We start from the raw sequence: 10201 nt of genomic DNA, 5'->3' as shown, positions 1-10201 counted from the left end.
GTGCGGTGTGTTCCTAGACAGCTCCACCACATCGGAGGTCTTCGCCATGTTCAAGACCCACCAGTGTCAACAACGCTCGTGATCAATACACCTAGCACCATGACAGCAAAGCGGCGCAAACCGCGGATCTGGCATGAGACGCCGGACGAGTACGCCCTCAATTCCCTATCTATCGCTGGCTGTCCGCGACCGAACGGCAGTCCGAGTGGCGATCGCATTGGGGTAGTCTCATCGCACCAGCGAAGTCTCAAGGCGTGTCCGGCTTGAGCCCGGTGTGGCGACGTCCGAGCTCGCCCACTGTTTGATTTGTAGGAGCATCATGAGGATGAAGTATGCCGCCCGCATGGCACTCGCGGCGGGTGCCGCGGTCACCGCAGGGGTCGTAGGCGCCTCCCCGGCAGCCGCGATCACCTACGGCTACGGACCCTGGTACAACGAGAACAAGGGGGCCGTCGCGTATTTCGAGAAGCATGGCGATCACATCAAGATCTGTGACATCAAGTCGGACGACATGTACGCGAACATCTATGTCTACGACAAGACGGCCAAGCGCTTCCAGGTCGACCTGAGCGACACCAAGAACGATGGCCACTGCCACTACTCGAGCGCTGCGGACGGCGGGAGCTTCAACCTGCCGGAGAACCACTGGTTCGAGATGACGGTCAGTGTCACGAGGGGCGGCGGCAGCGAACGCTACAAGACCTACGAGATCTACAACAACGCCTGACAGTTCCGCCGAAGCCGCCGCATGGGCTGAACCGACCCAGGGGTACCAAGTTGGAGGAGGCCCTTGTGGCGGTGGAGGCAGAGAGGTAGACCCCCGACCGCTGGTCATCCTCGACCGGCACGCACGGTAAGAACCCGGGCATGAGTGAGCCAAGTCGCTACCGCCTCGTCCTGACCGCCGGGGGCCGGACGGCGATGCGTGGCGACACGCTGATCGACCTCGTGCTTGGCGTTCCGGGCGGTCGGCCTGGTCCGGCAGCGCACCGACTCCACCCACGTCCTGGCCGCGGTCCGCGACCTGACCTGTCTGAATCTGGTCACCGAGGTCATGCGCCACGCCCTGGAGGAGCCGCCCGCAGGGCGCCGCACGGGCTGGTCGGCCTCGTGACCGAGGGCTGGGGCAAGAGCTACGGCCGCGCGACCTTGCTCGGCAAGAACCCCTCCCAGCCGAAGACCCGGTTCAAGGAGACGGGCGAGCACAGTGCCGGCCTCGCCGGACCGATCCGGGCCAGGAGCACCCCCTGGGCGTCGAGCAGCAGACCAGCGAGTTCGTTAACGGTCAAGGCGCGCCAGTGCCGCTACTGAAGCGAGGACAGGGCTCATGTGCAGCATGGCCTGACCCAGTGGGGACTGGCTTACGTGCCCGTTTGCTCTGCTTCTTGATCTGGGCTCGGGACAGCGGTCACTCGGCGCCGGTTTCGAAGAGGAACCGGCGGGGCGCCGAGAGCAGGGTGCCGCCCAGTGTGAGGAGTTCGGTGTTCACGACGTCCAGCACGAGAGCGATGGCCAGGTCCGTGCTGTCGACGGGCCCCTCCGCCTTCCCGGCGCGGGTGGAACCGGTGTCGGCATGATGTCGCCCCCGGCCGATGGCGACGCGGACGCCGTCCCGCACCAGTTCGGCACTGCGGTGATTACCAGTGGAGGTGTACCTGTACCGACGTCCGTCGTGCGCGATGTCCAGCCATCGGGCGCCCTTGCGAACCGTCCACACGTGCCGTTCGAGGCGTGGGTACACCCCGTTCACCTTGAGCGTACCGAGGTCCAGGCGGGGCGTGCCCATGCCCACTCCACGGAACGCTGTGTACGGAAATCCGGGCCCTTCGACCGTCACCTCGCTGAGGGGCTGCTGGCGCGCCGACCTCCCCGCCGATCTGCTGTAGACGGCGACCTCACCGAAGGGACCTACCGATCCGCGAAGTCTGCAGGCAGGAGCATCCCGGACCGTCGCCAACTCGAACGCGAAGCCGTCCACAGAAACATTCCCCCGTTGATCGTCATCTCACAACCAGGATAGCGTCGGCGGCTGTTCAGCAGATCAGAGCCGCCTGGGGCGACGCCACGGAACAACCGCAAAAAGGGCCCCATGAACGAGCAGACGCCAAGCAAGCCTGCCGCAGTCCCTCAGCGCACCTCTCCGCAACCGCGATCGGCACCGCGCGCCTGCCGAGCGCCCTGGTGGTCATGGTCTGGCGAGTGGACTTCACTCCGGATCGGCGGGGGAGCCGTACTCCGGATCGGTGGGGGAGCCGTCGGCGTGACCGTGTCCCCGACGCAACGATGCCACCGCGCTGGATCGGAACCTGAGGCATCAAGCGCGTGCACCAGATCGCCGTCCAAGCAGACCGGACCGTGGACATTGTCGCCGTCGCCACGCAGTCCCTCGCGCGGCAGCCGACCGCCTTACGCTCATCGCTCGCGGCGCAGTAGCCGCTACTCGGCGGCCCGCTCCTCCGCCTGGCGGGCCACGTGTCCGGTCTCGGCGCGCTGCTCCGGTATGGGCGGTGGTGGAAGTTCGCGCGCGTAGCTGTGCCAGTAGGCGGCGCTCTGTGAGGTCTGGCGGATCACGCGGTCCGCGCGGGGCGGCGCGGGCCAGAACTGCAGGAGGTAGCTGTCCGCCTGCGGCTCCCCGGACACTCGAGTGTCGAGCTTCTGCCCCTCGTCCATCCCCTGGGCGCAGTACCGCACCCGGTAGTCGGTCCGTGGGAGATCCAGGTCCCACGCGGCCTCGGCCGCCCACTGCACCAAACTGGTGCGTTCCGACACCGGGCGGAAGGACACCTCCACCACGTCCTCCCAGACCGGGTCCAGCGGAGGATCCTCGTCGTGGACCTCCACGACGAAGCCGACATCGCCCGTGTGCAGCCCGGTGACCAGCCAGAGCGCCCCCGGGACCGAGGCCCCGCACAGCCCCCCGCTCTGGCCTGCGAACGCGTCGGAGAGGTCCGGGTTCGCACTGTCCGGATCACTCTCGACGTAGATCTGACCGTAGTGAACGTGAACCTCGCCTGTGACTGGCCTGCGCACAGCACCCCTCCCTTGGTAGGTGACGGCCTCGAAGCTCAGTTGGACGAGTCGTCACATGCCTCGCATCATGCCGCAGGCCACTGACAACAGGTCCCACGGCAAGACGGACTTGGCCGCCGCCTGCTCGTCCCGCTCGCCGCAAGAGTCCACCCGGGCAGCGCCCCGACGTCGTGACCTCACCCCCACGAATGCGCCACGCGTCCGGGCCGGGTCGTTCGTAACGACGGTGCGCCCAGCCAGACCAGGACGGACGATAACCAAGACCGGAATGGAAGACCATCACGGGCGTTCCCGGGCCTGGACGGAGTACGGTGGTGATACCGAGCGCACCTCGCACGCCGTCATCCATGTCGGCGTCGCCCTCGGGGAACGGCAAGCCCGGGAGCATATGGCGCCCGGATGGAAAAGAGCCGCCCCACATGAGCCTGTTGAGTCTCGGAGTCCTCGCCTCCTCCCACAAGGAGAACGAGTTCCGGCTACCGCTGCACCCCCACCATCTCGACCGGATCGATCTGGACGTACGCGAGAGGATCTTCCTCGAACACGACTACGGCCGACGGTTCGGCGTCGCCGACGACGCGCTTCGTCCACTCGTGGCCGGCCTTCGCTCCCGTGAGCAGCTCCTCGCCGAGTGTGACGTCCTGCTGCTGCCCAAACCGATGCACGAGGACCTCGCCGAGCTGCGCGAGGGCCAGGTGCTGTGGGGGTGGCCGCACTGCGTGCAGGACGAGAAGATGACCCAGATCGGCATCGACCGACGGCTGACCCTCATCGCCTGGGAAGCCATGAACCACTGGACCTCCACGGGCGCCTTCAGCGTCCATGTGTTCCACAAGAACAACGAACTCGCCGGTTACTGCTCGGTGCTGCACGCCCTGCAACTCGGCGGGCTGACCGGCAGCTACGGGCGCCGCCTGCGCGCGGTGGTCATCAGCTTCGGCGCCACGGCGCGCGGAGCGGTCACCGGCCTGGGCGCCATGGGGATCACCGACGTCACGGTGCTCACACAGCGTGCCGCCGCAGCGGTGGCCTCACCGATGCCCTCGGTCGTGATGGGTCACTTCGCGGAGCAGGAGAACGATCCGTCGTGCCTGCGGGCATTCACCGCGTCCGGTTCGGTGCCGCTGGCGGAGTACCTGGCCGGGTTCGACGTCATCGTCAACTGCGTCCTGCAGGACACCGACGCGCCGCTCACGTTCGTCACCGACGAGGAACTCGCTCTCTTCCGGCCGGGGACGTTCTTCATCGACGTCGCCTGCGACGAGGGCATGGGCTTCGAATGGGCCCGCCCGACCACCTTCGGTGAGCCCATGCACGCGGTGGGGCCCGGCTGCCACTACTACGCAGTGGATCACAGTCCGTCCCACCTCTGGAACTCCGCCACCTGGGAAATCAGTGAGGCGCTCCTGCCCTACCTGCGCAAGGTCCTGAGCGGCCCTGCGGTATGGGACACCGACGTCACAGTCGGAAGGGCCATCGAGATTCGCGACGGCGTCGTACAGAACCCGAAGATCCTCTCCTTCCAGCACCGCTCCGCCGCCTACCCCCACACTCCCGAGATCCCGGCTACTCCGGTGGCTTCAGGGGTCTAGCAAGCCCGACTGTGGCCATTGAAGTGTCCAGGCGGTGGCAGGTGGTTGTGGATGTGCGGGAACGGCGCGGGACCAGAGGGCCTGCCGGTCGGCCGTGAAACCCATCCGATCCCCGTGGAAGAGGAGGCGGAGAGAGGAGAGAGGATGCCGCGCTTGCCGAGGCCGAGCCTTCCGCTCTCCGCTGCTTCCAAGAGGGTTCAGGCGCTGCGCTCCAGCCCTTCGACCCAGTCGCGTGCAACGGAGCTGGCATCCGGCCGCAGCCATGATGAAGCACCCGCGGCAGGCCCGGTCCGACCGTCCGCCGCCCTCGGCAACGGCCTCCCGGCCAGGGACCGACGCAGCGGGGCGATATCGATCCGCCCCCGGTCGAGCTCGTCGGACGCGAGCCGGGAGCGACGGTCGGCGCGTTCCGCCATCTCCCCTGCCTGGCTGAGGAGTTGTCGTATGCAGTGGTGCGGACGCAGTCTGCCGCTCAGGTCTGACACTGCGCCGTGGCGGCGGTAGACCACCCGCTCCACGCGGCCCCGTCGGCGCGGGCGTGTACACGAATCTCAACCTTTACGGGCCCGCACACCCGGGTCGAGCTTCCCACCTCCGTGGGCTCGACAGTCCCGCCTGCCGGGACATAGGTGCGACCGTTGCCCAACTTCACCCAGTGGCCACCGTTGACGACACGAAAGAACGCCTCGTAGGAGACGTTCACCGCCCTCGGCCCAGTGTTTCGCGCCTTGACGTAGGCGGTGATCTCCCGAGTGTAGATTCGGCCTTCCTTTCCGCGTTGGGCACTGATGCAGCCGTTGACGGCAACCCGCCCGGTCGACACACCGCCGCCGCAGGCGACTGCCGCAGCGTGAGCGTTCGTCGGAATGGCCAACACGCTGAGCGCGGCGACGCTCAGCATTGTTCCGATATGCCTCACATACACAACCCTGCTCCCTTCGACCCTGATTGCCTCAGAGGAACCATGACGCGTTGGGGCGCGGAGGGCAGCAACTCGCCGAGTTCTTCACCCCAATGGAAGCGGGCAGCGCTCCGGCACGCGGGGAGGAGCTACCGCTGCTCCACCCAACCGCCAGGTCGTGATTGACGCTGATGCCCGGTTGGTCGTCGCCGCGGGCCGGCCGGTGTCGGGCGATCGGGATGACGGCAAGGCGTGAGAACTGTCCAGCACGCAGGACACTGTCGGCAGGACCCTGGTGATCGCGGATGGCGAGGGTCCATGCCCGCCCCGAGCACGCCTTCGCCCAGAAGAAGGTGAATGACGGAGAAACCAGCAGGCCAGCCAGCACCGTGGATCATTTGCCGGACAATCCCTAACATCGCTGGTCATGGCTACAGTGATTGTGACGGTTGGGCTGGCGTTCATCGGCTACCTGACGACCTATCTGAACGGGCTGCGCCTGGCACAGAGACAGGCACGCCTCACGCGCGTCAACCAGCAGCTCAGTAACTTCTACGGGCCACTGTTCGCCTTGATGGAAGTCAACAGCCGCACCTATGACACCTGGTCAGCGAAGTACGCCCGCCCCGACGGTCGCGACCCCTTTCGCCACGACATTCCTCCCACCGAGCAGGAACTTGAGGAGTGGCGTACCTGGGCCACAACAGTCTTCATCCCCAACATCCAAGCCATGCGCGACGTCGTGGTCACCAAAGCCGACCTCCTCATGGAGGAGGAGATGCCTCAGGCCCTCCTACAGCTTTGCGCCCATGTCTCGGGCTACGAGATCACTGCTGCGCGCTGGGCCCGAGGCAACTATGAAGAGCACTTGTCGGTCATAGCCTTTCCGGGCCGGGCGCTCAGAGAGTACATCCGCGACAGGTTCACACAGCTCAAGAGGGAGCAGGCCCGATTGCTCGGACACAGCGGAGCGGTCGGCGGGAACCGACGGACGAGCTGACCGCATCCGCAACCGTCAGGAGCACGTCCCGGGGTGGTCGGGCACCGACGTCAATGAGTGACTGTGGCGTGCACCTTCACAACAGGTCCTGGTTCCCGCAGTCCGTTCAGCTGCCGATCGTTGTCCACCGGCCCTGTGGCGTGGCCGGCCGGTGAGCCACAGGCGTCGTCGACCAGGCCGGGCTTCCTGCGACCGTCAGTTCGCGTTCGGGTACGGCACTCGTGCGAGCAGGTCGACCAGTTCTCGGGTGGTGTGCCCGGCCATGTTCTTGACGACGTCCTTGATTTCTCCGGCGAGCCCGGGGTCGACCTTGCCCTCTACAAGGCGGTCGTACTTGCTGACCGCGTCATTCCACGTAAAGGGCCGACACGGCAGTCCGGGATAGTCCTCGACACCATGGGTGAGGACGCGGCCGTCTTGCAGGCGGACCGTGATGTGCGCCGGCATCAGCTCGGGGTAGGCACGCGTGAAGTCGTGCCCGGGTTTGACGACGACCTTGGTCAGCAACTGCTGTACGTCGTCCCGCGCGATGCGTTCCGGCAGGAACTGCGCCGGCATCACGTCGCCGTCGAGCAGTGCCACGGCGAGCAGGTAGGGAAGGCTGTGGTCAGCCTGCTCCTTCGTCGTAATCGTCACGGACGCTCCGCCGTACAGCCCGCCGCCGGTGAAGTCGAAGGTGATCTGAGGGACGACCGCCTCGATGGAGACGACCTGCGTGGAGTCGATCGGCTGCCGCCCGCGCAGTTCCACCATGCAGTGGATCGCCGACTGTGTGTGGATCTCGGCGTTGTATCGCTTGATGGCGCTCGTGACCACGCCTTCGTACTTCTCATTGGCCCAGTCGACGTCGATAGGGCGATGCAGCAGGTTTTCGATTCCGTTCGGGCCCTCGATGATGGACAGCGGTCCCTGAACTCCTCGACGTGCGAGAAACAGCGCGTTCATCGCGGCGAACGTGGACTGAGCCGAGGCGAGGCCCTTCCACTGGGAGAGGGGCTTCGCCCTGATGTTGGCGAAGGAGGCGCCGCTGGCGCCGGCCATGGCCATCGCGTGAGCGATCTGTTCCGTATCCATGCCCAGGAGTCGGCCGGCCGCTGCGGGTACGGAGAAGGCGAGTTGCGCGGTGTGGTCGAACCCTCGCGTCATGAAGTTGGCGTGGTCGACGAGCCTGGACTGGATCGTGTAGCTGACCGCGAGCCCCAGCATGAATTCGCGGCCGCTCGCGTCGGCGAGATCCGCTGCAGTGAGAACGCCGCCGAAGTTGTCGGCTGTGTGGCAGGTCTCGGTCGGTGCGAGGAAGTTCTCCATGATGTCGACGTAACGCACGAGAGCCGTGTGCCAGAAGGACGCGTAGACCGGGTTCGAGGATCCGCCCCCGATCAGTCGGCAGGCTCCACCGTCTCCGAATTCGCGCACCTGTTCGCGGCACGCGTCCACCGGTGGTGCGCCGAGAGCGGCGAGGGAGCAGGCCACACAGTCCAGAATGTGTGTCGGCAACTGTTCGACAGAGGCTTTCGAGAGGTCCTCGTATCGCGCACGGTGCGCGTACGCGGCGATCTCCTCCACCTTGGTGGGCTTCGCGTCCACTGGGCCGGCTGGGGCAGTCATGGCATCTCCTCGTGGTCTCGGACGGACGGATCGGTGAACGTTCGACCACGCCCAACGGCCCCAAGCGGATCGAGCAGGTACCCGACAATCGCCAAGCAACCTGATGGCATGATTTATCCATATTTACGATGCGTCTGTCGCCCTTGGCCACTGCTCCCCATCCATCCGGCATGGTTGGTCACCCGCATGGCGCAGGAGACGCAGTGGAGCCTCTCCATTACCGTCTTGGTGGCCCCGCGCTGGGGCGCCCGGCCTCTGGAGCTCGCCGCCGCCCTCACCACCATGGAGAAGAAGGATCTCGGCAAGTGCCTCCCATCTCCGCGCCCACGTCAGCGGCAGGAAGCATCCGGTGACAGGCCCATGCTCAGCGCGATCAGCACAGTGCGAGCACGTTCCAGCCGGCCGTGGAAGCGGGAGGTGCCATGTCGCGAGTCTCTGGATGATCCGGGTCTGGATTCCACGATGACGCGGACGGCAACTGCTGCCATGTGCCCAACATGGCTACGAACACGATGGCGGCCGGCACGTCCCGGCCATCATGCCGACGCCAGCCGCCGTCGTGAGGCTGCGAGGACGCCATTGGCGCCACTCGTTGGAACAACTCCCAGAACTCTTCCGGCATCAGCCGCTGAACAATCCTGCAAGGTATGCCTACCGAGGCAACCGAATGCGACGACCTCTCAGTGGACGTTAAGTCCGTTTCTGGTAGCGGCCTCGTCCGGGTTGGTTGAGGAAGCCTTGTCGGACGAGGCGTCCGAGGCGACTGCGGGTGACGTTGACTGTCGCCTCGTCGGTGGGCATGCCGAGGAGTTCATGCAGCTCGCGGGCTCGAGATGTCCGGTCGGGGTGCTGGTTGAAGGCGCTCACGATGGCCTGGTAGGCGGTGTTCGTCTCGGGCTGATCGGGCTCGGTCCCGAGGGGGACGCGTTCGGCGATGATCTTCCGGGTGATGTCCAGGTCTGCGAGTCGCGCTTCGGTTTCGGCCAGGGCGGCAGTCAAGTGGTCGATCTGGTCACGTAGTTCGCTGGCCCGGGACACGGCCTTGTCGTGCTGGTCCTGGAGGTCTGCCAGGAGCTCGCTGATGTTCACGCGGCCAGTCCGAGGGAGTCGCGCCAGGTGGGGGCGGGTGTGGTGAGGCGGCGGGCGCTTCGTCGGCCTGGACGACGACTCCGACGACCCGGTGATCGTCACCGGCCGCCGGGCCAGTCGCGGCCATCCCCTCACCGCTGCCCAGTAGGAGGCGAACCGGCTCGTCAGCCGCGAGCGAGCAGCGAACGAGCACGGCTTCGCCGACCTCAAGAACTGGCGGATCCTCACCAAGGTACGCATGAACGCCAGGCACGCGACCACGCTGCTGCGGGCCCTCCTCGTGCTGACGAACGCCGAAGTCCGGCGCTGACGGGCGATCACCTGCTACCGATCAAAGCCCCAACCGGCGCGAGCACCCCAACCACGACCCACGCCAGCCCCGTGACCTGCAACTTCAAGATGGAACGAACTCATTGAGATTCCCCTTGATCATCGGATCCGCCGTTGATTAGACACTTCCTCTTTGGGGAGTGGTGATGGGGACGAAGCGTCCGCAGTCGCGTTGCAGGAATTCTGCGGTGAGAGGGTGGCGATTGACGGGGCAGCTTGCCTCGTAGACCCTATTGTCGACAGTGAGCAGGGTGATCAGGATCTCCTTGTCCCTGGAGGGGGCGAGGGAGATGCTCGCGATGCGTGCCGAGGGGTAGCCGCGAATGTTCGACAGCGCGACCCACGAGTTGGCGGATCGGTCGAATTGATCTCTCTGGATCCAGGCAACCCCCTGGGAGTCCACCTCGGCTCGGTAGAGGCGGGACTCGACAACCACCGTGACGATGTCCAAGGACGAACCGGCCGGACCCGTGGGCCCGGTGTTGCCCTGCGGTCCGGTGGCTCCGGTGTTGCCCTGTGCTCCGGTGGCTCCGGTGTTGCCCTGCGGTCCAGCCGCTCCGGTCGCGCCGGTCGGTCCGGTGTCTCCGGGCGTGCCAGCCGGTCCAGCAGGTCCGGTGTCGCCAGTTGCTCCCGCCGGACCGGTGACGCCGG

Annotated in this window: 9 protein-coding genes and 1 pseudogene; 5 read left to right on the top strand and 5 right to left on the bottom strand. The window is 66.2% G+C overall.

All coding sequences use genetic code 11. The annotated features are described in order from the left end of the window. Positions 1 to 319: 319 nt before the first annotated feature. Positions 320 to 727: a hypothetical protein gene (locus ACIPK3_RS34045; protein ID WP_402576091.1), complete on the top strand. Its 408-nt coding sequence runs from the start codon at positions 320 to 322 to the stop codon at positions 725 to 727. 225 nt (positions 728 to 952) lie between these two features. Continuing rightward, positions 953 to 1114 (top strand): hypothetical protein, encoded by a 162-nt coding sequence (locus ACIPK3_RS34040; protein ID WP_402576090.1) that lies wholly within the window; start codon positions 953 to 955, stop codon positions 1112 to 1114. A 294-nt stretch (positions 1115 to 1408) separates the two neighbouring features. Here the strand turns inward: ACIPK3_RS34040 and ACIPK3_RS34035 are convergent, their stop codons facing one another. After that, positions 1409 to 1786 carry a hypothetical protein gene (locus ACIPK3_RS34035; RefSeq protein WP_402576089.1) on the bottom strand — a complete coding sequence of 126 codons (378 nt, stop codon included), beginning with the start codon at positions 1784 to 1786 and terminating at the stop codon, positions 1409 to 1411. A gap of 650 nt (positions 1787 to 2436) precedes the next feature. Then, complete coding sequence (locus ACIPK3_RS34030; RefSeq protein ID WP_402576087.1) at positions 2437 to 3030, bottom strand: hypothetical protein; 594 nt, start codon at positions 3028 to 3030, stop codon at positions 2437 to 2439. 419 nt (positions 3031 to 3449) lie between these two features. Here ACIPK3_RS34030 and ACIPK3_RS34025 point away from each other — a divergent pair, with 419 nt between their 5' ends. The 3 genes and pseudogenes from ACIPK3_RS34025 to ACIPK3_RS34015 all read left to right on the top strand — a co-directional run bounded on the left by ACIPK3_RS34025 (position 3450) and on the right by ACIPK3_RS34015 (position 6523). Then, positions 3450 to 4622, top strand: coding sequence for a N(5)-(carboxyethyl)ornithine synthase (locus ACIPK3_RS34025; protein ID WP_402576085.1), 1173 nt, complete (start codon positions 3450 to 3452; stop codon positions 4620 to 4622). Positions 4623 to 5689: 1067 nt separating this feature from the next. Then, positions 5690 to 5842, top strand: a pseudogene (locus tag ACIPK3_RS34020) (IS5/IS1182 family transposase); the annotation flags it as partial. Between the two features lie 108 nt (positions 5843 to 5950). Next, positions 5951 to 6523, top strand: coding sequence for a hypothetical protein (locus tag ACIPK3_RS34015; RefSeq protein WP_402576083.1), 573 nt, complete (start codon positions 5951 to 5953; stop codon positions 6521 to 6523). 195 nt (positions 6524 to 6718) lie between these two features. On the opposite strand, the gene ACIPK3_RS34010 is transcribed toward ACIPK3_RS34015, so the two are convergent. The 3 genes from ACIPK3_RS34010 to ACIPK3_RS34000 all read right to left on the bottom strand — a co-directional run. Next, a complete protein-coding gene (locus tag ACIPK3_RS34010; protein WP_402576081.1) occupies positions 6719 to 8089 on the bottom strand; it encodes an MmgE/PrpD family protein in 1371 nt (456 codons plus the stop codon). Between the two features lie 732 nt (positions 8090 to 8821). Further along, positions 8822 to 9220 carry a hypothetical protein gene (locus tag ACIPK3_RS34005; protein WP_402576079.1) on the bottom strand — a complete coding sequence of 133 codons (399 nt, stop codon included), beginning with the start codon at positions 9218 to 9220 and terminating at the stop codon, positions 8822 to 8824. A 448-nt stretch (positions 9221 to 9668) separates the two neighbouring features. Further along, positions 9669 to 10201 (bottom strand): hypothetical protein (locus ACIPK3_RS34000; protein WP_402576077.1); only part of this gene is annotated, 533 nt, incomplete at its 5' end.

It is taken from the genome of Streptomyces sp. NPDC086787 (genome assembly GCF_044745865.1).
Taxonomy (GTDB): domain Bacteria; phylum Actinomycetota; class Actinomycetes; order Streptomycetales; family Streptomycetaceae; genus Streptomyces.
Note: the sequence above shows the minus strand (reverse complement) of the source record. Positions and strands in the feature narration are given on the sequence as shown.

Excerpts from the sequence above, each read along its gene's own strand:
- ACIPK3_RS34035 (WP_402576089.1), bottom strand. The coding sequence starts at position 1,786 with ATGGGCACGCCCCGCCTGGACCTCGGTACGCTCAAGGTGAACGGGGTG.
- ACIPK3_RS34025 (WP_402576085.1), top strand. The coding sequence starts at position 3,450 with ATGAGCCTGTTGAGTCTCGGAGTCCTCGCCTCCTCCCACAAGGAGAAC.
- ACIPK3_RS34015 (WP_402576083.1), top strand. The coding sequence starts at position 5,951 with ATGGCTACAGTGATTGTGACGGTTGGGCTGGCGTTCATCGGCTACCTG.
- ACIPK3_RS34045 (WP_402576091.1), top strand. The coding sequence starts at position 320 with ATGAGGATGAAGTATGCCGCCCGCATGGCACTCGCGGCGGGTGCCGCG.